Source organism: Kribbella sp. NPDC023855 (genome assembly GCF_040639475.1).
Lineage (GTDB): Bacteria > Actinomycetota > Actinomycetes > Propionibacteriales > Kribbellaceae > Kribbella.
On the sequence record NZ_JBFAAA010000001.1, the window covers coordinates 380629 to 401917 of the forward strand.

Sequence of the window (21289 nt, forward strand, 5' to 3'; positions counted from 1 at the left end):
TGATGGTGCCCTGGGTGGGATTCGAACCCACACTGTATGGTGTTTGAGACCATTCTCTCTGCCGTTGGAGTACCAGGGCTTTGCGCCCAAGAGCCTAACCCATCCCACAGGCCGCAAACGTCAGGGGCACGCTTCTCGCTGTGGCACTTCGCCGACCTGGGACGCCACGCATCGAGTGAAGCCATCTTCCTTGTTTTCTTCGCCGCCTGGCAAATCGATTCGTGCCGGATAGTTGCCGCGTGCCCCGAAGCTGTTGGTCCAGGGGGTGTCGCTTTCGGGTGGTTCGCGGCCGAGGGGGTGCGGGATCGCTAGGGTGGCTTCTGTGAATGCTAAGCGTGTGGTGATCGCCGAGGACGAAGCTTTGATTCGGATGGATCTGGCGGAGATGCTGGCGGAGGAGGGGTACGACGTCGTCGGGCAGGCCGGCGACGGGGAGGAAGCCATCCGGCTGGCGACCGAGCTGCGGCCTGATCTGGTCATTCTCGACGTCAAGATGCCGAAGCTGGACGGGTTGAGCGCGGCCGAGAAGATCGCGGGGGAGCGGATCGCGCCGGTGCTGATGCTGACCGCGTTCTCGCAGCGCGAGCTGGTCGAGCGGGCCCGGGACGCCGGTGCGATGGCGTACCTGGTCAAACCCTTCTCCAAGGCCGACCTGCTGCCCGCCATCGAGATCGCCGCCTCCCGGTACGTCGAACTGGCCGAGCTCGAGCGTGAGGTGGCCGACCTGGCCGAGCGGCTGGAGACCCGCAAGCTGGTCGACCGGGCCAAGTCGGTGCTGCAGACCAAGTTCGGGCTGTCCGAGCCGGACTCGTTCCGGTGGATCCAGAAAACCGCCATGGACAAAAGAGTTTCCATGCGCCAGGTCGCCGAGTTGGTCGTTGCCGAGGCAGGCAGTGACGGCTGAGTCACTCTGTGTCCACCCGGGATCGGCGCTTACCGGCCCACAACAGTCGTCACCTGTCCTCACACTGCTTACCGCTGTAACGACCTCACAACACACGCTGCGTGACGTCGCTTGAAATGGTCCCCGAGGTCTAACCTGCGGGTGCTCGCGGCATTCGCGGGAGTCCGGGGGTTTGCTCGGACTATCCAGACATGGGAGGAACAGTGCAGCAGCGTTCCGTAGTACGGGTCGGCGCGTCGCTGATCGTTGCGTCGTTGGCCCTGACTGCCTGCGGTTCACGCAGCAATGACGACGGTGGAGGTTCTGGCAGCGAGACGAAGACCGCCAAGATCGGCGTGATCGCACCTCTGTCCGGAGACCTGTCGGCGCTGGGTCTGGGTATCCAGCACTCGGTCGAGCTGGCCGTGAAGCAGGCCAACGAGAGCAACGCGATCCCGGGCTGGAAGCTCGAGGTCGCCGCCAAGGACGACGAGGGCAAGACGGACCCGGGCAAGAACGCCGCCACGGCCCTGGCCAGCGACAAGGACGTCATCGGCGTCGTCGGCACGCTGAACACCAGCGTCAGCCAGCAGGTCCAGCCGGTCCTGGCGCCGAAGAACATCGTCCAGGTCTCCCCGGCCAACACCGGCCCCGGCCTGACCATGGGTGCCGACTGGCAGAAGAACCCGAAGCGGCCTTACCCGACGTACTTCCGCACCTGCACCACGGACGCGGTCCAGGGCCCGTTCGCGGCCCGGTACCTGTACGAGACGGCCAAGATCACCAAGGTCGCCACGGTGCACGACAAGAAGGCGTACGGCCAGGGCCTGGTCGGCACCTTCACCGAGGAGTTCAAGAAGCTCGGTGGCCAGATCGTCGCGGCCGAGACGCTGAACCCCGACGAGTCGAACTACCAGTCGGTCGTCTCGGCGATCAAGCCGTCGGCTCCGCAGGCCGTGTACTACGGCGGCGAGTACCCGCAGGCCGGTCCGCTCTCGCAGCAGATGAAGGCCGGTGGCCTGAACGTCCCGCTGATGGGTGGCGACGGCATCAAGGACCCGAAGTTCCAGGTGCTGGCCGGCAAGTCCGCCGACGGTGACCTGTCCACCTCGGTGGGCGCCCCGACCGACTCGACCGAGGCGGGCAAGAAGTTCCTGGCCGACTACAAGGCGGCCGGCTTCAAGGAGGACTCCGCGGCCTACGGCGGTTACTCCTACGACGCGGCCAACGCGATCATCAACGCGCTGAAGACGTCGCTGAAGGACGCCAAGGACGTCGAGTCCGCACGGCAGGCGACGGTCGATGCCGTCAGCAAGGTTTCGTTCGACGGTGTGACCGGCAAGGTCGCGTTCGACCAGTACGGCGACAGCACGACCAAGGTGCTGACGGTCTACAAGGCGGCTGGTAAGGACTGGGCCACCGTGGAGACCAAGGAATTCAAGTCCTAGCAGGTCGACCTCATGACCCGGGGGTGGGACGCCACGCCGTCCCACCCCCGTGGCATGTCGAAAACTAAGCCAGTTGGGAGGTCGACGTGGACCAGTTCTTTCAGCAGCTCGTGAACGGGCTGACACTCGGATCGCTGTACGCCCTGATCGCGGTCGGGTACACCGTCGTCTACGGCATCGTGCAGCTCATCAACTTCGCCCATGGCGAGGTCTTCATGATCGGTGCGTTCGGCGCACTGACGACGTACTTGTTCTTCTTCGACGGTCAGACCGGCGTGTGGATCCTGCCGATCATGATCATCGGCGCCATCATCGCTTCGGTCGGCACGGCGGTGCTGATGGAACGGGTCGCGTACCGTCCCCTGCGGAACGCGCCCCGGCTCGCACCGCTGATCACCGCGATCGGCATCTCGGTGTTCCTGCAGGAGTTCGTCCGGCTGTTCTACGAACGGATCCCGGACTTCCCCAGCGCCAAGCAGCGGATTCCGTTCCCGCAGCTGGACCTGGTCAGCGGGCCGGCCAAGGAGATCGCCGGTGTGACGATCCAGCGGTCGGCGATCTTCACCGTGGCCGCGCTGGTGATCTGCGCCGCGCTGCTGTGGTACTTCATCAACCGAACCCGGCTGGGTCGCGGCATGCTGGCGGTCTCGCAGGATCCTGACACCGCCCGGCTGATGGGCATCAACGTGGACCGGATCATCGTCGTCGCGTTCGCCCTCGGCGCCGCGCTGGCCGCGATCGCCGGTGTCTCGCAGGGTCTGCAGAACAACAACATCGACTTCCGGATGGGCTTCCTGGCCGGCCTGAAGGCGTTCACCGCCGCGGTGCTGGGTGGTATCGGCAACATCCAGGGCGCCGTCCTGGGTGGCCTGGTGCTCGGCGTCGTCGAGGCGATGGCCACGCAGTACATCCCCGGTCAGTTCGGCGGCAGTACCTGGAAGGACGTCTGGGCCTTCGTCATCCTGATCCTGGTGCTGGTGTTCCGGCCGCAGGGTCTTCTCGGAGCAAGGGTGGTGGATCGCGCATGAGAATTCCGAACCTGCCCGAGAGTTTCACCAGCAAGCACGCTGCCAAGGGCTGGCCGCTCGGCCTGGCCGGTGTCGCGCTGCTGGTGGTCGGCTCGCTGCTGTCCTGGAGCTACGACAAGAACGTCTTGGGCAACCTGTCGCTCATCCTTTTCCCCGGCAGCCTCCAGATCCTGGCGATCATCGCGGCGGTGGTCGGTCTGATCCTGCTGCTCACGATCAAGGGCCCGCTCGAGTCGAGGCTCGGCCCGTGGCTGGACGCCGCCCTGGGCATCCGCGCCCTGGGCGTCTGGATGCTGGCCTACATGCTCCTGGTGATTGTTGCTATCAGCACCGAATCGACGGGACTGATCAACGTGGACCCGGGCGGCTGGGTCTCCTTCGTGGGCGCTCTGCTGCTGTTCCTGGCCGGCCGGGTGATCCCGCTGCGGGAGCACCGCGAGCTGTCGCAGGCGAAGGCGCCCGGCTGGGCCGAGGTGCTCGCCATCGCTGTGATGATGGCGGCGGGACTCTTCGGAGCCGCCTATGCCCTCGGCCGCGAGGACGCGTGGTCGTTCGTGCTGTTCCTGGTGTTCGCCGCCGGCATCGTCACGATGCTGGTGCGGACCGGCATCATGACCTGGTTCGGGCACGTGGCCCAGCGGCACCGGCACGTCCTGACCCTGTCGGCCTTCGTGGTCGCCTTCTTGTTCCCGTTCACCCAGAACGGGTCGGACGCGAACATGTCGATCGCCACCCAGGTGCTGGTCTTCGCCGCGACGGCGATGGGCCTGAACATCGTGGTCGGCCTGGCCGGCCTGCTGGACCTCGGGTACATCGCCTTCCTCGGTTCGGGCGCGTACGTCGCGGCGACGATGTCGCAGTCGGCGTTCGCCACCATCGGCTGGAAGCCGCCGTTCCTGGTGGTCGTCCTGCTCGGTGCCTGTGTCGCGGCGGTGCTCGGCCTGATCATCGGTTCACCGACCCTGCGGGTCTCGGGTGACTACCTGGCGATCGTGACGCTGGGCTTCGGTGAGATCTTCCGGTTCGCGATGTTCAACCTGGACGGCAACAACGGGCCGAACCTGACCAACGGCCCGAACGGCATCCCGGGCATCCCGGAGCTGGAGATCGGCGGCTTCAACTTCGGTGACCCGGAGGCGTTCTTCGGTCTCGATCTGGGCCGGTTCACGAACTACTACTTCCTGCTGCTGATCCTGATCGGCGGCGTCATCCTGGTCTTCTCCCGGCTGAACAACAGCCGGATCGGTCGCGGCTGGATCGCGATCCGCGAGGACGAGAAGGCCGCCGAGGCGATGGGCGTGAACGTGTTCGGCCTGAAGCTGCTGGCCTTCGCGATCGGCGCCTTCCTGGCCGGCCTGGCCGGCACCATCAAGGCGCACCAGGACGGCGCGGTCAGCCCGGACCAGTACATCTTCCTGGAGTCGGCGTTCCTGCTCGCGGCGATCGTCCTGGGTGGTATGGGTACCATCGCCGGGGTGTTGCTGGGAGCAACGATCCTGAAGCTGCTGCCGGAGAAGCTGCGGTTCTTCGCGGAGTACCGGCTGCTGCTGTTCGGCCTGTTGCTGGTGCTGATGATGCGGTTCCGTCCCGAAGGGCTGGTCGCGAGCAAGCGGCGGCAGCTGGAGTTCCACGAAGAGGACGAGGAACTCGCGGTGGCGGTCGAGAGCGATCTGGTCGGGGAGGCGAAATGACCGTCACGGACGAAGTACGCAACGTCGTACCGGCGGACGCGGGGGTGATCCTGGAGGCCTCCGGGGTGACCATGCGGTTCGGTGGTCTGCTGGCGGTCAACGACGTCAACCTGACCGTTCGCCAGGGCGAGATCGTCGGCCTGATCGGCCCGAACGGGGCCGGGAAGACGACGTTCTTCAACTGCCTGACGGGTCTGTACAAGCCGACCAGCGGTTCGGTCCGGTTCGCCGGTACGCCGTTGCCGCCCAAGCCGCGGGCGGTCGTCCGGGCCGGGATGGCCCGGACGTTCCAGAACATCCGGTTGTTCGCGAACATGACCGCGCTGGAGAACGTGATGGTCGGGCGGTACTGCCGGACCAGCGCGGGCGCCCTCACCTCGGTCCTGCACGGGCCGAAGTACCGGCGGGAAGAGCGCGAGTCGCGGGCCCGGGCGCAGGAACTGCTCGAGTTCGTCGGCCTCGGCCGGTCGGCCGAGCACCTGGCCCGCAACATGCCCTACGGCGACCAGCGGCGGCTCGAGATCGCCCGGGCGCTGGCCACCGACCCGAAGCTCATCCTGCTGGACGAGCCGACGGCAGGCATGAACCCGCAGGAGACCCGGCAGGCCAGCGACCTGATCTTCAAGATCCGGGACTCGGGCCTGTCGGTGGTGGTGATCGAGCACGACATGCGCTTCATCTTCAACCTGTGCGACCGGGTGCTGTGCCTGGTCCGCGGCGAGGCGCTGATCGAGGGCACACCGGGTGAGGTGCAGTCCGACCCGCGGGTGATCGAGGCCTACATCGGCACCGGTGAGGACGACGAGGAGGACGTGGACGCCAGCTCCGCGCACGTCCAGGACACCACCGTCGCCGAGGAGGAGGGCAAGGCATGACCGCGATGCTCGAGGTCAAGGACCTGGAAGTTGCCTACGGCAAGATCGTGGCCGTCAAGCAGATCAGCTTCACGGTCGAACAGGGGCAGGTCGTCTCGCTGATCGGCACCAACGGCGCCGGTAAGACGACGACGCTGCGGACCATCTCCGGTCTGCTCCGGCCGACCAGCGGCGAGATCACCTTCATGGGCCAGCGGATCGACAAGGTGCCGGCCCACGACATCGTCACGATGGGGCTGGCACACTCGCCCGAGGGCCGGCGGATCTTCCCCCGGCTGTCGGTCGAGGAGAACCTGCTGCTCGGGGCGTTCGCGCGCAACGACCACGCGGCGATCCGGACCGACCTGAACGCGGCCTACGACCTGTTCCCGATCCTGGGGGAGCGGCGCAAGCAGCCGGCCGGGACGTTCTCCGGCGGTGAGCAGCAGATGCTCGCGATGGGCCGGGCGATGATGAGCAAGCCCAAGCTGATGATGCTGGACGAGCCGTCGATGGGTCTGTCGCCGATCATGATGAAGCGGATCATGTCGACCGTGACGGAACTGCAGCGGCAGGGCACCACCATCTTGCTGGTGGAGCAGAACGCCCAGGCGGCGCTCAAGCGCGCCGACTACGGCTACGTGCTCGAGGTCGGCAAGATCGTGCTGTCCGGCTCGGGGAGCGAGCTGCTGGACAACGACGACGTGCGCAAGGCGTACCTCGGCGAGGACTAGGCACCCCGTAGTACTGGTTGCCGGTGGCCCCGGTCTTGGAGACGAGACCGGGGCCTCTTGCTGTCCGCAACCATTCAGTTGCGGATGGCAACGAGCAGCTGGACCAGCAGCGGCGCGACGATCAGGGCCGGCAGCAGGTCGGCGACGGCGATCTGCTTGAGCTTGAGCAGCCGCAGGGCGACACCGATCAGCAACAGGCCGCCAGTGGCGCCCAGTGCGGTCACGTGCGCCTCTGGAAGGACATCACCCAGTACTGCGCCCACCGCCGTCATCAAGCCCTGGACGACCAGTACGACGATCGCTGAGGCCGCTACGCCCCAGCCCAGCGACGCGGCGAACGCGATCGAGGCGAAGCCGTCCAGTACCGACTTGAGGAACAGTTGGTCGGCGCCGCGGCCGAGACCGTCGGAAAGCGCGCCCAGGAAGGTGAGTGGGCCGACGCAGAAGACCATCGAGGCCGAGACGAACCCTTCAACGAAAGTGCTCTCGCCGTCGTCGCGGCTGAACCGGTGCTGAAGCCAGGAGCCGAATCCCTCCAGCCGTTCCTCGATCCGCAGCAGCGAGCCGGTGATGCCGCCGATCAGCATCGCGCCGAGCACGATCAGTACCGGCGCACTGTCCCCGACCGCGTCGCTGAGCGCCGCATCGCCCACGGTGAGTGCGGACGTGATCGCGATCAGCAGCGTGACCAGGCCGAGCGCGTCGGTGACCAGATCGCGGGTGCGTTGCCGCAACCGATGGCCGATGAGGACGCCGATCACTGATCCGACGAGGACTGTCGCGACGTTGACGACAGTACCGATTCCGATGAACAAACCTGGTCTCCCGATTCGCTTCGCGCCAGCTTTGCAAGTGACCCTCGAAGCCCTACTGTTGCGCGGGGGATGAGCGTATCCGCCCGCACCGTTCACCTCGGGGGTGAATCACAGCTAGGAGGGGCCACATGGCACCAGCCATCGAGGTGCGTGACGCCCGTCCCGATGATGCCGACGCCCTGGTGACGTTGTGGCGCGAGATGGCGCTCGGTACCGGGCACCAGGCGCGGCTGCTCGCGGCGCCGTCCGTGGACTCGGTGCGGTCGTCGGTGAACCGGCACGCGGAAGACCCGGCCAGCCGGCTGATCGTCGGCGAGATCGACGGCGTCCTTGGCGCGATGGCGTACCTGCGCCAGGCCCCGATCAGCCCGCTGCACGACGAAGTCACTGTGACGGTGGAGTATCTGCATGTCACCGACCACGCCCGCCGGCACGGCCTGGGCAAGGCGCTGATCGCGGAGGCGGCCGCTTGGGCCGAGCACGAGAACTGCCCGCACCTGGCCGTGGTCGCGCCACCGGTGGCTCGGGAGGCGAACAGGTTCCTTGCGCGGTTGGGGCTGGGACAGGCCGGCGTACTGCGGTTCGCGAGCACCCACACTGTGCGGCGCCGGCTCGCGGCCGAGCACGCGCCCAACCTGCTGGCCCTGCTCTCGTCGCGACGCTCAGTGATGGCCCGGCGCGCGCAGCTCGCCCGGTCGCCCCTGCCGGAGGAGCACGACGACTCGCAGTACGGCGACGTCAGGCTCCCGGCGGAGCCTGAATCAGCTGACACGTGATCCGGGCGGTACAGACCCGCTTGTCCCGCTCGTCGGTGATGACGACCTCGTACGACGTGGTGGTCCGGCCGAGGTAGATCGGCGTGGCGACCCCGGTGACGCGACCGTCCCGGACCGCCCGGTGATGGGTCGCGTTGATGTCGACGCCGACCGCGACCTTGCCGTAGGCCGCGGCGTGCAGCGCGGAACCGATCGAGCCGAGGCTCTCGGCCAGCACGCAGGACGCACCGCCGTGCAGCAACCCGTACGGCTGCACGTTGCCCTTGACCGGCATGGTGGCCACGATCCGCTCCGGCGTCGCCTCGGTGACGACGATGCCCATCAGATCGAGCAGGGTTCCCTCGGGCAGCATCCCCGGCGGCAGCTTCACACCGGCCTTCTCCTCAGTCATGCGAGAAGGCTACGTGAGCCCCGGCGAGCGGGGTGCGAAAACTGTCGGCGGGACCCACTAGAGTCTCTACGTGGCTCCAGAAACAGACTCCTCGACGATGACCAAGGACCCGGGTACGGCGGTGGGCGGCCCAACCACCCGGCCGCGGATCCTGCTGCTCGACGGGCACTCGCTCGCCTACCGGGCGTTCTTCGCGCTGCCGGTGGAGAACTTCTCCACCACGACCGGTCAGCACACCAACGCGGTGTACGGGTTCACCTCGATGCTGATCAACATGTTGCGCGACGAGCAGCCGACGCACATCTGCGTCGCGTTCGACGTCTCCCGCAAGACCTTCCGCTCCGAGCAGTACACGGAGTACAAGGCCGGCCGGTCGAAGTCGCCGGACGAGTTCAAGGGGCAGGTCTCGCTGGTCAAGGAGGTGCTGGAGGCGCTGCGCATCCCGACCACCGAGATCGACGGCTGGGAGGCCGACGACGTCATCGCGACGCTTGCCACCCAGGCCGACGAGCAGGGCTTCGAGGTGCTGATCAGCTCCGGTGACCGCGACTCGTTCCAGCTGATCAACGACAACATCACCGTGCTGTACCCCAAGCGCGGCGTCTCCGAGATCGCCCGGATGGACGCGGCGGCGGTCGAGGCGAAGTACGGGATCCCGCCCCGGATGTATCCGGACCTGGCCGCGCTGGTGGGGGAGAAGAGCGACAACCTGCCCGGCGTGCCCGGAGTCGGTGACAAGACCGCGGCGAAGTGGCTGAACCAGTTCGGTTCGCTGAACGACCTGATCGACCGGGTGAACGAGATCAAGGGCAAGGCCGGTGAGTCGCTGCGCGAGCACCTGTCCGACGTGATCCGGAACCGGCAGATCAACGAGCTGGTCCGGGACCTGACCCTGGACGTGACGGTCGACGACCTGGTCCGGCACCCGTGGGACCGGGACAAGGTGCACACGCTGTTCGACAGTCTGGAGTTCCGCGTCCTGCGGGAGCGCCTGGTCGCGGAGCACGAGCAGGTCGACGAGACGATCGAGGAAGGCTTCGATCTCCAGGGCAGCCAGCTGAAGCCGGGCGAGCTCGCGGCCTGGATCAAGGAGCACGTGTCGACCGGCGCGCGCACCGGCGTCGCAGTACAGGGGAGTTGGGGTCGTGGGACCGGCGAGATCACCGGGCTCGCGCTCGCGACGTCGTCGGGTGCTGCGGCCTGGTTCGACCCGGCCACGCTGACGGCGGACGACGACGCGGCTTGGCAGGCGTGGCTTGCCGACCCGGAGCAGCCGAAGGCGTTGCACGACGCGAAGGGCCCGTTGCTCGGGTTCCTGGAGCGCGGCTGGACGCTCGGCGGGCTGACCTCCGACACCCAGCTCAGCGCGTATCTGGCCCGCCCGGACCAGCGGTCGTACGACCTGGCCGACCTGACCGTGCGGTACCTGAAACGTGAGCTGCGCACCGAGGAGCCCGAGAACGGGCAGCTCAGCTTCGACGACGTCGAGGGCGGTCCGGCCGCGGACGCGACGATGCTGCGCGCACGGGCGATCGCCGACCTGGCCGACACGCTCGACGCCGAGCTGGCCAAGCAGGCCGGTACTGCGCTGCTCGCCGACGTGGAGCTCCCGCTGATCGACGTGATCGCGTCGATGGAGCGGGACGGGATCTCGGTCGACCGGCCGTACCTGGAGGAGCTCGAGTCGCGGTTCGCGACCGGCGTCCGGGAGGCGGCGACCGCGGCGTACGAGGTGATCGGCAAGGAGATCAACCTCGGCTCGCCCAAGCAGTTGCAGGTGGTGCTGTTCGACGAGCTGCAGATGCCGAAGACCAAGCGGACCAAGACCGGCTACACGACCGACGCGGACTCGCTGCAGTCGCTGTTCGAGAAGACCGAGCACCCGTTCCTGGCGTACCTGCTGGCGCACCGCGACGCGACCCGGCTCCGGCAGACGGTCGAGGGTCTGCTGAAGACGATCAGCCCGGCGGACGCGCGGATCCACACCACGTTCAACCAGACGATCGCGGCGACCGGGCGGCTCAGCTCGACCGACCCGAACCTGCAGAACATCCCGATCCGGACCGAGGAAGGCCGCCGGATCCGCGAGGCGTTCGTGGTCGGCGAGGGCTTCGAGGCCTTGATGTCGGCCGACTACAGCCAGATCGAGATGCGGATCATGGCGCACGTGTCGGAGGACCAGGGGCTGATCGACGCGTTCAACTCCGGGATGGACTTCCACTCGGTGACCGCGTCGCGGGTGTTCTCGGTGGAGCCGACGGCGGTGACGCAGGAGCAGCGGGCCAAGATCAAGGCGATGAACTACGGCCTCGCGTACGGGCTGTCGGCGTACGGCTTGAGCCAGCAGCTGAAGATCGGTGTGGACGAGGCCAAGGGCCTGATGGACGAGTACTTCGAGGGCTTCGGCGGGGTTCGCGACTACCTGCGCAGCATCGTGCTCGAGGCCGGTAAGAGCGGGTACACCGAGACGATTCTCGGCCGGCGCCGCTACCTGCCCGACCTGACCAGCGACAACCGGCAGCGCCGCGAGATGGCCGAGCGGATGGCCCTCAACGCTCCGATCCAGGGCTCAGCCGCCGATGTCATCAAAATGGCGATGCTGAAGGTCGACGCGTCCCTGAAGACGTCCGGTCTGAAGTCGCGGATGCTGCTGCAGGTCCACGACGAACTGGTCTTCGAGATCGCCCCGGGCGAGCGCGAGGCCCTGGAGGAACTGGTCCGCCGCGACATGGGCGCCGCTGTCGAGATGGCCGTCCCGCTGGACGTCTCAGTCGGCGTCGGCCGCACCTGGCACGAAGCAGCCCACTAGCCCCGCAGTACGCCGTACTCGCCGGGCAGCCACCCGTCGAGGCGAGCATGGTCGCTACGGATGACCATGCTCGCGTCGCACCGACTCGTCAGCGGGCGAAGATGGGGACTTCGGTGGGCTTTAGGGCGTTGGTGATGCAGGTTTGCTCGCGGGGGGATAGGTCAGCTGGGAGGGTGGTTAGAGGGAACCAGGCGACTTCTAGAGACTCGTCGTCGTTGACTCGGGGGGTGCCGCGGAGGGGGCGGCAGCGGAAGCAGAGGTCGAGGTACTGGACCTGATCGCCGTTCGGGTACGACGACGGCGGCAGCGTGTCGATGCTGACCAGCCGGACGATCTCCGTCTCGACCGCGGTCTCCTCCTCGATCTCCCGCACCAGCCCGATCGCGGGTTGCTCTCCCGGCTCGAGGATGCCGGCCGGTAACGCCCAGCGGCCGTTGTCGGCCCGGCGTACCAGCAGGACCTGGTCCTCGTCGTCGACGACGACGCCGGTGATACCGGTCAGCCAGAGCAGGTCGTGGCCGATCTTTTCGCGGAGTTCGAGGATGAACTTCGGGGTCGTCATGCGCCCGAGCCTAGCCAGCGCAGGGTTGCCTCACGCAAGAAGCCGACGGCCGGGCAGAAATCGCCAGAGCGCCTGCTGCAAGGAACTGCCGGTGACCGGCCGATTTCGGTCGGCAACCGTTCCACCGCCCCTTCGGTCTTTCGTTGTCAATGATTCTGTGGCAACCTCCTCTTTCAAAGATCCGAGATCCTATTGGATATCTCATTGTCTGCATCAGGAGGCGGGATGCAAGAAGACCTGAGAACAGCCGGAGTGAAGCGACGCTCGTTCGTCGCCGGAGCACTCGGGATCACCGCGGCAGCCGGCAGCAGTGGGCTGCTCAGCGGTTGCAGTTCGACTGAGGCCTCGGCGGGTGCGGCGCCCGAGAGTCTCAGCGCGCCGCCGGTCGAGCTCGGACCGAAGAAGCCCGGTATCAACTACCCGCCCGGGTACGTCGGTCCCGTCGCCCGCGAGCAGCGCGCGATCGTCACCGAACCGGTCACCTTCACGCTGGTCGTGCCGCAGAACCTCACCGTCGGCGACTGGTCCAAGAACGCCTTCACGCTGTGGATGGAGCAACAGACCGGGATCAAGATCCAGTTCCGTCAGGTGGCCGGCAACGGCGACGACCCGGAGACGATGACGAAGGTGAACGCGATGATGGCGGCCGGCGACATCCCGGACGCCTTCCTCGGCATCACCTTCACCCGCTCGCAGCTCTACCTGTACGGCACCCAGAACCTCTTCGTCGACCTCACCCCGTACCTGGACAAGTACGCGCCGAACCTCGGCCAGGCGATGAAGGACTACCCCGAGGCGCGCAAGCTGATGGTGTCGCCGGACAAGGGCATCTACAGCTTCCCCGACTTCAACGACTGCTACCACTGCCGCGCCTCCAACGGCCGGACCTTCCTCAACACCGAGTGGCTGCGCAAGGTCGGGCTGGCGGTGCCCAAGACGACCGACGAGTTCCGCGAAGTACTGACCGCGTTCAAGAAGGCCGAGCTCGGCGGCCGCGGCAAGACGATCCCGTTCGCCGGCTACAAGGACGCGCCGCTGGACACCTATTTCATGAACGCCTTCCTCTACAACCCCGGCGATCCCTGGCTGGTGGTCAACGACGGCAAGGTCGAGGCCAACTACGTCAAGGACGAGTGGCGCGAGGCGCTGAAGTACCTGCGCGGCCTGTACGCCGACGGCCTGCTGAACAAGGACATCTTCACCGCCGACCAGGACCAGATGAACCGCTACGGCAACAGTCCCGGTGCTCCCGTGATCGGTGGAGCGCGCGGCTACTACTGGGGTTCGTTCCTCACCATCGACCAGACCGACCCGAACGCCCGCTGGCACCAGTACGCGACCATCCCGCCCCTCGAAGGCCCCGGCGGCACCCGGTACGCCGCCTGGAACCACCTCAAGGTCGGCCTCGAGGTCTCCACTCTCGTCGTCACCCGCAAGTGCAAGCGCCCCGACCTGCTGGTCCGCTGGGCCGACTTCCAGATGGACCTCGAGGCAGTACTGCGCTCGTACGCCGGGCCCGAGTTCCGCTGGTCGGTCAAGGGCGACAAGGGCATCAACGGCAAGCAGGCGATCTACGGTTTCGACGCCACCTGGAACTCCGACGCCACCAAGGGCAAGACCTGGGACCAGTACGGCGTGATGTACCGCTCCGGCGATTTCCGGCTGGCCGAACGGGTGAATCCGCAGAAGGCCACGTTCGAGTCGCCGCTGTACGAGCAGACCCGGGACCAGCTGTTCCCCTACAAGCAACCGGTGGAGATGGAGTTCCCGCCGGTCACGTTGGAGGCCGACCAGGCCGCGCAGGATGCCGAGATCGGCCTGAACCTCAAGGGCGAGGTGACCACTTCGCTGGCCAAGTTCGTCACCGGCAAGCTCGACCCGTCCGACGACGCGCACTGGCGCGACTACAAGGACCGCATCGGCCGGATCGGGTTGCAGCCCTATCTGGAGATCCAGCAGGCCGCCTACGAGACCTACCAGGGGTGATGGCGATGGCCACGGCGACCTCGACACCGACCGGCGCGCCCGCCCCCGTCCGCGAGACCCGCGGCGACCGGATCGTGATGATCTGCAACTACACCGCTCTCGGCCTGTTCACACTGGCTGTGCTGTATCCGCTGGTCTACGTGGCCAGCGCGTCGCTGAGCGAACCGAAGAACGTCGTCTCCGGGCAGGTCTGGCTCTGGCCGGTCGGTTTCAGCGTCGAGGCGTTCAAGGCGGTCTTCGACTACGACTCGATCGTCAGCGGTTTCAGCAACTCCGTCGTCTACGCGGTCGGCGGTGCCGTGCTGGCCACCGTGCTGACCCTGTTCGCGGCGTACCCGTTGTCGCGCAAAGGCCTGCCAGGCAAGGGCATCATCATGGCGCTGTTCGTCTTCACGATGATGTTCAACGGCGGCCTGATCCCGACCTACCTGGTGGTGGACCGGATGGGTCTGCTCAACACCCGTTGGGCGATCATCCTGCCGGCCGCGCTGGCGGTCTGGAACATGATCATCACCCGGACCTACTTCCAGTCGACCATCCCCGAAGAGCTGGTGGAGGCCGCGAAGGTCGACGGCTGCACCGACTTCGGCTTCTTCTGGCGGATCGTGCTGCCGCTGAGCAAGCCGATCATCGCGGTGAACCTGCTCTTCTACGCGGTGGCCCAGTGGAACTCCTGGTTCAACGCCCTGATCTACCTGACCAACGAGCACCTGTTCCCGTTGCAGCTGGTGCTGCGGCAGATCCTGATCCAGAACAACTTCGACCCGTCCCAGGTCCGCGACACCGCCGAACTGATCCGGATGAAGGAACTGCAGGAACAGCTGAAGTTCTCGCTGATCGTGATCGCCACCATTCCGCCACTGCTGATCTACCCCTTCGTGCAAAAGCACTTCGTCAAGGGGGCCATGGTCGGCTCGTTGAAGGGTTGACGCCATGGCAACGGACACTCTGGTACGACGTACTCCGATGCGCAGCGGTGCCAGGCCCGCAAAGCAGGCAATGGGTTTAGGTGCGCGGATGCGGCGGAACTGGCAGCTCTACGCGATGCTGGCGATTCCGTTGGTCTGGTTGGCGATCTTCGCCTACTGGCCGATGTACGGCGCGATCATCGCCTTCAAGGACTACAACATCGTCGACGGCATTCTCGGCAGCCGCTGGGTCGGGATGAAGCACTTCGAGCGGTTCGTCGAGTCGTACCAGTTCTGGCGGCTGATCAAGAACACGCTGGTCCTGCACGTCTACGAGCTGGTCGCGACGTTCTGGCTGCCGATCCTGCTGGCGCTCGGCCTGAACATGGCCCGGCGCCGCTGGTACCGCCGCTCGGTGCAGCTGATCACCTACGCGCCGCACTTCATCTCCACCGTCGTGGTGGTCGGCCTGATCGTGGTGATCGTCGACCCGAACAGCGGCGTGCTCAACCTGTTCCTCGGCCAGTTCGGGATCGGGCCGATCGACGTACTGAGCAACCCGGACTACTTCCGGCACCTCTACGTCTGGTCCGGTGCCTGGCAGACGATGGGCTTCTCCGCGATCATCTACCTGGCCGCGCTGACCAGCGTCTCGCCCGAGCTGCACGAGGCGGCGATCGTCGACGGCGCGTCCAGGTTGCGCCGGGTCTGGCACATCGACCTGCCGGCGATCCGGCCGGTGGCGGTGATCCTGCTGATCCTGAACATCGGCTCGATCATGTCGGTCGGGTTCGAGAAGGTGCTACTGCTGCAGAACACGCTGAACCTGCAGACGTCGGAGGTGATCGACACCTACGTCTACAAGCTCGGCTTCGCCTCGCAGGTGCCGCAGTTCAGCTATGCGGCCGCGATCGGGCTGTTCCGGTCGGTGATCGGCCTGGTTCTGCTGGTGCTGGCGAACACGCTGGCGCGCAAGTTCGCCAAGTCCAGCCTCTGGTGAGTCGTACTACGCGTTGTCGGCCGTCTGCCGGTGGAGTCCCGCCGCCAGTGCGGCCGACAGCGCGAGTGCGCATGCGGCGCTCATCGCGACCAGGACCTTGATGGCGGCGATGCCGGTGACCAGGTCGGCGCCCAGCACGATCAGTGCGGCAACAGCGAGGCTGATCAGTCCCATCCAGATCAGCAGCGCGGCACGCTTCTCCTGCTGCGCGATCGCGGCGTACACGACCAGTTGCAGTACGGCGTACGAGGAACCGGCGAGGGCGAAGAGCCAGGCGAACGAGCCGAGGTTCGCGTAGTTCTCCTTGCCGCCGGCAACTGTCACCACCAGGTCGGGGAGCAGCAGCGCACCGAGCACGCAACAGATGCCGAGAGCACCCACTGCCTGGATCGCCCGGCGGAGCCGCAGGGTGTCGCCGGGGGAGTTCGCCAGGGAGGGGAACACGACCACGATGACGAACTGGGGCAGGAACAGACACGCCTTCGCCACGATCACGCCGGCTGCGTAGTACCCGCTGTGCCGGCCGTCCATGAGGGAGCGGGCCAGCAGGACGTCAGCGTTGGCGATGGCGAAGAACGCGAGCAGTGTGTGGGTGCCGTGCACCGTCTCGCGGAGTACTTCCTTCACCTGGTCGGGTGTGCCGCCGGTAGAGCCGCGGAGAAGGAAGCTGCCCACCAGAGGCGGTACTGCGGCTCCGACGGCGACACCGATCATGGCTGACGTGAGACTGGGGTGGATCACCAGGGCACCGGCCCCGAAGGCGAACCGCCCGACCCCGACTGCCGTGTACATGGCGGCCAACTCGGACCACCGCTCGCTGCCCTGCAGTACGCCGAGCTGCGAACCCATCAGGGTCAGCCCACCGAGTGTGGGCGCGAGCAGCAGTACTGCGAGCACAGAGTCGATGTGCAGCAGCCAGACCAGCAGCGGGCTGACCAGCAGGCACAGTGCGGTCAGCGCGAGCGCAGAGCGACGGCCTGCCCTCAGCAGCGAGTCTGCGAGCGCCTCCCGGCCGGCGCCGGTGTGAGTGGCGATCCTGCGGGCGCCGGACGCCTGCAGGCCGAGCGGGACCACGTTGCCGATCAACAGCAGGCCGAGCAGCGCGATGATCGCGCTGAACTGCTCCGGTACGAGGCGGCGGACCGCAAACAAGGTGAAACCGTAGGCCGCTACGTTCATGATGGCCATGCCGACGGCTACCACGGTGGCACTGCGCAGGAAGCCGAGCTTCGGCGCGGCGGGCTGCTGGTCGGGAGTCGTCTCAGAGGTCATGCGGCTTCTGTTCTGCTGGCTGGCGGGTAAGTTGCGCTGGCTGATGGAGGGGGAAGGCATGAGTACAGTACTGCGAGGAGGTGGCTGTGGAGGGGGGATCCAGCCGGCTGACCCGGCTGTTGCCGTGGTCTTGGCCGGTTCTGCTGACTGTGCTGATCACCGCACCGCTGCTCGCTCCCGGGTACGTGGTCGGCTACGACATGGTGTTCGTGCCTGACCTCACGCTACGGCTCGACCTGTTCGGCGTCACCACCGCCTTACCTCGCGCGGTCCCGTCAGACGTGCTGGTCGCAGTACTCGATGAAGTCGCAGGCGGCCAGGCGTTGAACAAGCTGGTCCTGATCGCGATCCCATTGCTGAGCGGTATCGGGATGACTGCGCTCTGGCGCGCGCTGGGCCTCGGCGGTCCGTTGGCCGGTGCTGCAGCCACTGCGCTCTACGTGTGGAACCCGTTCGTCGCCGAGCGCTACCACCTGGGCGCTTGGGCGCTCCTGCTCGGGTACGCCGCCCTGCCGTGGCTGGTGCGGTCCGCACTTCGGCTCCGCCAAGGGCAGGGCCTTCCGGGGTTCTTGCTGGCGTCTGCAGCATGTGCGCTGACTGCTGCCGGCGGGATCACCGGTCTGTTGGTCGGCGCAGCCGTGCTGCTGTGGCCTAGGCAGGCGCAGCTTCCGGAGTACGAAGGGGCTCGGTACTGGCGGTGGGTGAAGTACGCGCTCGGGGGAGCGGTGGTCTTGAACCTGCCCTGGCTGGTGGCGGGGCTGGCCCGTACTGCGGCCGCTACCTCCGATCCAGCGGCGGTGCCGGCCTTCGCTGCGCGGGACGAGGGGTACGGCGGAACGCTGCCCACATTGCTCACGCTAGGCGGCGTCTGGAACGCAGACGTGGTCCCGGCGAGCCGTGGCGACCTGGTGCCGCTGGTGCTCGGCTTCCTGATGCTGGTGGCGGCGGTAGCGGGCGTGGTGATCTGGTGGCGGTGGGACCGCGCAGTACGGGCGCTGGTCGTGGTTGCTCTCCTGGCTGTGGTCGTGGCGATGGCCGGAGTGGTGGCGCCCGGCGCGATGGCGTGGATCGTGCGCGAGGTGCCCGGCGGTGGACTGTTCCGGGACGGGCAGCGGTATCTCGCGCCGCTGGTGCTGCTCGAGTCGGTCGGCTTCGGTGCGGCGATGGCGGCCGTACTGCGCGTCCTACCGGTGAAGTGGATTGTGGGCGCGACGGCCGCGCTGGTGCCGATCGCCGCGCTCCCTTCGCTGGCTGGTGGTGACGGGCTCAAGGCCGCGCAGTACCCGGCTGACTGGGCGGAGGCCCGGCGGGTGCTGGCGAACGAGAGCGGTCCGGGGGAGTTCATCCCGTGGCCGTACGAGTCCTACCGTGCGCCCGGCTGGAATCAACGCCGCCCGGTGCTCGACCCGATGCCGCGGTACTTCTCCAAGCCGTCGGTGGTGCCCGACGAGCTGATCGTCGACGGCCATCGCCTGGCCGGTGAGGATCCGCGCGCTACCGCGATCGCCACCGCGTTGCGCGAAGCGGTCCGCGACGGCACCGACCCGACCGCGGTCCTGAAGCAGCAAGGGGTCGCCTGGCTGGTGGTGGACCGCGAGGCGGGTGGTCCGTCGCCCCGCAACTTCACCCCACAGCTCGCCGAGGTCTTCAGCGGCCCGACTGTCAGCGTCTACCGCTTGCCCGGAACACCCGCCGAGCAAGGTGCCCGCCCGTGGGCAGTGGTCCTGGTCATTACCGCTTGGACCCTCGCAGCTGCTGTACTAGCGGCCGCTACAGCAAGCGCAGCATCAGCACTCGTAAGAGTCCGCTCCAAGCTCTAGCGTTGTTACTGGCCGGTTGTTACCATCCGGTTTACTTGTCAAGGAGGGGACACGCTTCATGGGAACTCTGATCGCTGCCGCGCTGGCCGTCATCGCTGGTATGGCCGTTTCGACCGTTGCGGTCGTGGGGGTCGTGCAGACGGTGAAGGACGAGCCGAAGTCGCCCGCCGGCCAGACCAGCAAGGGCTTGGTGGACGACCCGATCGTCGGCTACGGCACCAAATAGGCGCGAGCGCCTGCCAGGGCGCTCCCGCTCGAACGCCCTGGACGCGGGGATCTTCAGAGGCCGGTCAGCGATTCGCTGGCCGGCTTTTCTGCGGCCGCGGCCGCCCCGGTGAGGACCCGGTCGAAGCCGCGGACCGTCGCGCCCCAGGTGAAGTTGCCCGCCGAGGCAAGCGCTCCGGCCGACAGTCGGCGCCGGTGCGACTCGTCCTCCAGCAGGGCCAGTACTGCGCTGCTGAACTCGGCCGGGTCGTCCACCAGAATCCCAGTGGCATCGTGCTGCACCGACTCGGTCGGCCCGCCCGCACTGCGATAGGCCACAGTCGGTACGCCGTGCGCTGCCGCCTCGCCGACCACCAGCCCCCAGCCTTCCTTGAGACTCGGCAGCGCGAGCACCCACGCCTCGTCGTACGCCGCATGCTTGTCGGCTTCGCTGACATGGCCACGGAACTCCACAGCATCCTGCAGCCCGCGTTCCTCCACGTACGAACGCAGTGAGTCCTCCCACCAGCCGGAGCCGACGACGAGCAGTCGTGCGTCCGGCAGCACCTTCCGGGCTTCGGCGATGGCGTCGACCGCGTGCTCGACCTGCTTGTGCGGCACGATCCGCCCGACGCAGACCACGGTCGGAACACTTGCCTGCTCCACCTGGCGAGGCGGGGCGGGGTCGGTGCCGTTGTGGATCACGTCGATGCGGGCTGCGTCCACACCAAGGGCCTGCAGCTCATCCCGGGAGGCCGACGACACAGTGACGTAGCGGCAGTCGCGGTAGAGCCGGGGCGCCACGCGGGACTCCAGCCACCAGCCCAGCCGGCCCCGCCAGCCCGGGTACACGACCTGCCACTGCTCCTCGTGGACGTGGTGCACGAGCACAACGACGCCGGTACGACGTACGAGGCGGGTAAAGAATGGGAGACCGTTCTGCACGTCGATGACGTGGTCAGGGCGGCGCAGCAGCGTGTAGAGCAGGCCGCGCAGGTACACGGTCACCTTGCTGCCGCGGTACAGGTACCGGACGTCGTGGCGGCGGGCCTCCCGCGGGCTGCCGGGGTAGGCGGCGCACAGCATCGTGACCGACCAGCCCATCGCTGCAAGGCCTCTCGCGACCTCCTCCACGCACCGCTCCGAACCACCGCCCTCGGGGTTCGTCGTGTCCCGCCAGTTCAGCAACAGCACCGTCTGCTCGCGCACCTGTTCGGCCCCACCCTCACTCGGGATGTGTCGTCACACCCAAATCCGCCCCCGGTCACAAGCCCGCGAGGTTACCAGGGAGTAACGATGTCCGCCAGGGGTCGCGAAATCGGTTAGGGTCCGGCCTGTGCCCGCAGCGATTCCGAGCCCTGTGACCACCGTCGACTGGACGGCCGATCTCGGCCGCGCCGTGCGGCTGTTCCGGGCCTTCGGGGTCGAGCAGACCGACCCGGACCACTTCTACGGAACGCTCGCCGCGGACTCGGTCGGCCAGCTCTCCTCGTACGTCGACCTGCGCGGCGCCCGGATGCTCGACGTCGGCGGCGGCCCCGGCTACTTCGCGGACGCCTTCCGCGCGGCGGGCGCGACCTACTACGCGATCGACTCCGACCTCGGCGAGCTCAGCGGCCGCGGCGAACCCGTGCCCGGCACGGTCCTGGGCAGCGGGATGGCGCTGCCGATCGGCGACGGCACGATCGACGTCTGCTTCTCTTCCAACGTCCTCGAGCACGTACCGGACCCGTGGCTGATGGCCGACGAGATGGTCCGCGTCACCAGGCCTGGCGGCACGATCTTCCTGTCCTACACCGGCTGGTGGGGCCCGCACGGCGGCCACGAGACCGCGCCCTGGCACTTCCTCGGCGGCCACCGCGCCGCCCGGCGGTACGAGCGGCGGCAGGGCAAGCCACCGAAGAACAAGTTCGGCGAATCGCTCTTCCCGATCACTGTCGCCGGCGGCCTGCGCTGGGCCCGCTCGTGCGGCGACGCCGAGCTGGTGGCGGCCTTCCCGCGCTACCACCCGCGCTGGGCGTACGGCGTACTGGCGGTGCCCGGGGTCCGGGAGTTCGCGACCTGGAATCTCGTCGTAGTGCTCCGGCGCCGATGAACAAAGCGCTCAG

Annotated in this window: 19 protein-coding genes and 1 tRNA gene; 14 read left to right on the forward strand and 6 right to left on the reverse strand. The window is 67.3% G+C overall.

All coding sequences use genetic code 11. The features are described 5' to 3' along the window. Positions 1-3: 3 nt before the first annotated feature. Positions 4-79, reverse strand: a tRNA-Leu gene (locus AB0F51_RS01720). A 234-nt stretch (positions 80-313) separates the two neighbouring features. On the opposite strand from AB0F51_RS01720, the gene AB0F51_RS01725 reads away from it, so the two are divergent. The 6 genes from AB0F51_RS01725 (at position 314) to AB0F51_RS01750 (ending at position 6638) form a co-directional block, all read left to right on the forward strand. Beyond that, a complete protein-coding gene (locus AB0F51_RS01725; RefSeq protein ID WP_360272450.1) occupies positions 314-904 on the forward strand; it encodes a response regulator in 591 nt (196 codons plus the stop codon). Positions 905-1095: 191 nt separating this feature from the next. Next, on the forward strand, positions 1096-2331 hold the full coding sequence (locus AB0F51_RS01730; RefSeq protein WP_360272453.1) for a branched-chain amino acid ABC transporter substrate-binding protein: 1236 nt from the start codon (positions 1096-1098) through the stop codon (positions 2329-2331). A gap of 86 nt (positions 2332-2417) precedes the next feature. Further along, positions 2418-3359 carry a branched-chain amino acid ABC transporter permease gene (locus AB0F51_RS01735; protein ID WP_360272456.1) on the forward strand — a complete coding sequence of 314 codons (942 nt, stop codon included), beginning with the start codon at positions 2418-2420 and terminating at the stop codon, positions 3357-3359. Continuing rightward, positions 3356-5050: a branched-chain amino acid ABC transporter permease gene (locus AB0F51_RS01740; RefSeq protein WP_360272458.1), complete on the forward strand. Its 1695-nt coding sequence runs from the start codon at positions 3356-3358 to the stop codon at positions 5048-5050. Before AB0F51_RS01735 ends, AB0F51_RS01740 begins: the two co-directional genes overlap by 4 nt. Continuing rightward, positions 5047-5925 carry an ABC transporter ATP-binding protein gene (locus tag AB0F51_RS01745; protein ID WP_360272461.1) on the forward strand — a complete coding sequence of 293 codons (879 nt, stop codon included), beginning with the start codon at positions 5047-5049 and terminating at the stop codon, positions 5923-5925. Before AB0F51_RS01740 ends, AB0F51_RS01745 begins: the two co-directional genes overlap by 4 nt. Beyond that, on the forward strand, positions 5922-6638 hold the full coding sequence (locus AB0F51_RS01750; RefSeq protein WP_360272464.1) for an ABC transporter ATP-binding protein: 717 nt from the start codon (positions 5922-5924) through the stop codon (positions 6636-6638). The genes AB0F51_RS01745 and AB0F51_RS01750 overlap by 4 nt, the downstream gene beginning before the upstream one ends. A gap of 74 nt (positions 6639-6712) precedes the next feature. On the opposite strand, the gene AB0F51_RS01755 is transcribed toward AB0F51_RS01750, so the two are convergent. Continuing rightward, positions 6713-7453 (reverse strand): DUF554 domain-containing protein, encoded by a 741-nt coding sequence (locus AB0F51_RS01755; RefSeq protein ID WP_360272467.1) that lies wholly within the window; start codon positions 7451-7453, stop codon positions 6713-6715. A gap of 128 nt (positions 7454-7581) precedes the next feature. Between AB0F51_RS01755 and AB0F51_RS01760 the strand changes: the two genes are divergently transcribed. Continuing rightward, positions 7582-8229, forward strand: coding sequence for a GNAT family N-acetyltransferase (locus tag AB0F51_RS01760; protein WP_360272469.1), 648 nt, complete (start codon positions 7582-7584; stop codon positions 8227-8229). On the opposite strand, the gene AB0F51_RS01765 is transcribed toward AB0F51_RS01760, so the two are convergent. Further along, the gene (locus AB0F51_RS01765) at positions 8192-8620 is read right to left on the reverse strand and encodes a hotdog fold thioesterase (protein WP_360272471.1); all 429 of its coding nucleotides are present in this window, start codon (positions 8618-8620) and stop codon (positions 8192-8194) included. The genes AB0F51_RS01760 and AB0F51_RS01765 overlap by 38 nt on opposite strands. 97 nt (positions 8621-8717) lie before the next feature. Between AB0F51_RS01765 and polA the strand changes: the two genes are divergently transcribed. Then, positions 8718-11429 (forward strand): DNA polymerase I, encoded by a 2712-nt coding sequence (gene polA / locus AB0F51_RS01770; protein ID WP_360274540.1) that lies wholly within the window; start codon positions 8718-8720, stop codon positions 11427-11429. A gap of 88 nt (positions 11430-11517) precedes the next feature. Here the strand turns inward: polA and AB0F51_RS01775 are convergent, their stop codons facing one another. Continuing rightward, the gene (locus AB0F51_RS01775; RefSeq protein WP_360272474.1) at positions 11518-11991 is read right to left on the reverse strand and encodes an NUDIX domain-containing protein; all 474 of its coding nucleotides are present in this window, start codon (positions 11989-11991) and stop codon (positions 11518-11520) included. Positions 11992-12216: 225 nt separating this feature from the next. Between AB0F51_RS01775 and AB0F51_RS01780 the strand changes: the two genes are divergently transcribed. The 3 genes from AB0F51_RS01780 (at position 12217) to AB0F51_RS01790 (ending at position 15885) form a co-directional block, all read left to right on the forward strand. Further along, the gene (locus AB0F51_RS01780; RefSeq protein ID WP_360272476.1) at positions 12217-13977 is read left to right on the forward strand and encodes an extracellular solute-binding protein; all 1761 of its coding nucleotides are present in this window, start codon (positions 12217-12219) and stop codon (positions 13975-13977) included. 5 nt (positions 13978-13982) lie between these two features. After that, positions 13983-14906, forward strand: coding sequence for a carbohydrate ABC transporter permease (locus AB0F51_RS01785; protein ID WP_360272479.1), 924 nt, complete (start codon positions 13983-13985; stop codon positions 14904-14906). Positions 14907-14994: 88 nt separating this feature from the next. Then, positions 14995-15885, forward strand: a complete 891-nt coding sequence (locus AB0F51_RS01790; protein ID WP_360272482.1) for an ABC transporter permease subunit — start codon at positions 14995-14997, stop codon at positions 15883-15885. Between the two features lie 6 nt (positions 15886-15891). Here AB0F51_RS01790 and AB0F51_RS01795 read toward each other — a convergent pair whose 3' ends face one another. Further along, positions 15892-17157, reverse strand: a complete 1266-nt coding sequence (locus tag AB0F51_RS01795; RefSeq protein WP_360272485.1) for a polysaccharide biosynthesis protein — start codon at positions 17155-17157, stop codon at positions 15892-15894. A gap of 86 nt (positions 17158-17243) precedes the next feature. Here AB0F51_RS01795 and AB0F51_RS01800 point away from each other — a divergent pair, with 86 nt between their 5' ends. After that, on the forward strand, positions 17244-18977 hold the full coding sequence (locus AB0F51_RS01800) for a hypothetical protein (RefSeq protein ID WP_360272488.1): 1734 nt from the start codon (positions 17244-17246) through the stop codon (positions 18975-18977). Positions 18978-19035: 58 nt separating this feature from the next. Then, on the forward strand, positions 19036-19203 hold the full coding sequence (locus AB0F51_RS01805; RefSeq protein ID WP_360272490.1) for a DUF2613 family protein: 168 nt from the start codon (positions 19036-19038) through the stop codon (positions 19201-19203). A gap of 53 nt (positions 19204-19256) precedes the next feature. Here AB0F51_RS01805 and AB0F51_RS01810 read toward each other — a convergent pair whose 3' ends face one another. Next, on the reverse strand, positions 19257-20390 hold the full coding sequence (locus AB0F51_RS01810; protein ID WP_360272493.1) for a glycosyltransferase family 4 protein: 1134 nt from the start codon (positions 20388-20390) through the stop codon (positions 19257-19259). 127 nt (positions 20391-20517) lie between these two features. On the opposite strand from AB0F51_RS01810, the gene AB0F51_RS01815 reads away from it, so the two are divergent. Then, a complete protein-coding gene (locus AB0F51_RS01815) occupies positions 20518-21276 on the forward strand; it encodes a class I SAM-dependent methyltransferase (protein WP_360272496.1) in 759 nt (252 codons plus the stop codon). The last annotated feature ends 13 nt before the right edge of the window (positions 21277-21289 follow it).

Bases quoted from the DNA above. Each gene is read 5' to 3' on its own strand.
- AB0F51_RS01760 (WP_360272469.1), top strand. From the start codon at position 7,582: ATGGCACCAGCCATCGAGGTGCGTGACGCCCGTCCCGATGATGCCGAC.
- AB0F51_RS01730 (WP_360272453.1), top strand. From the start codon at position 1,096: ATGGGAGGAACAGTGCAGCAGCGTTCCGTAGTACGGGTCGGCGCGTCG.
- AB0F51_RS01795 (WP_360272485.1), bottom strand. From the start codon at position 17,157: ATGACCTCTGAGACGACTCCCGACCAGCAGCCCGCCGCGCCGAAGCTC.
- AB0F51_RS01750 (WP_360272464.1), top strand. From the start codon at position 5,922: ATGACCGCGATGCTCGAGGTCAAGGACCTGGAAGTTGCCTACGGCAAG.
- AB0F51_RS01790 (WP_360272482.1), top strand. From the start codon at position 14,995: ATGCGGCGGAACTGGCAGCTCTACGCGATGCTGGCGATTCCGTTGGTC.
- polA (WP_360274540.1), top strand. From the start codon at position 8,718: ATGACCAAGGACCCGGGTACGGCGGTGGGCGGCCCAACCACCCGGCCG.
- AB0F51_RS01765 (WP_360272471.1), bottom strand. From the start codon at position 8,620: ATGACTGAGGAGAAGGCCGGTGTGAAGCTGCCGCCGGGGATGCTGCCC.
- AB0F51_RS01780 (WP_360272476.1), top strand. From the start codon at position 12,217: ATGCAAGAAGACCTGAGAACAGCCGGAGTGAAGCGACGCTCGTTCGTC.
- AB0F51_RS01745 (WP_360272461.1), top strand. From the start codon at position 5,047: ATGACCGTCACGGACGAAGTACGCAACGTCGTACCGGCGGACGCGGGG.
- AB0F51_RS01775 (WP_360272474.1), bottom strand. From the start codon at position 11,991: ATGACGACCCCGAAGTTCATCCTCGAACTCCGCGAAAAGATCGGCCAC.
- AB0F51_RS01805 (WP_360272490.1), top strand. From the start codon at position 19,036: ATGGGAACTCTGATCGCTGCCGCGCTGGCCGTCATCGCTGGTATGGCC.
- AB0F51_RS01740 (WP_360272458.1), top strand. From the start codon at position 3,356: ATGAGAATTCCGAACCTGCCCGAGAGTTTCACCAGCAAGCACGCTGCC.
- AB0F51_RS01785 (WP_360272479.1), top strand. From the start codon at position 13,983: ATGGCCACGGCGACCTCGACACCGACCGGCGCGCCCGCCCCCGTCCGC.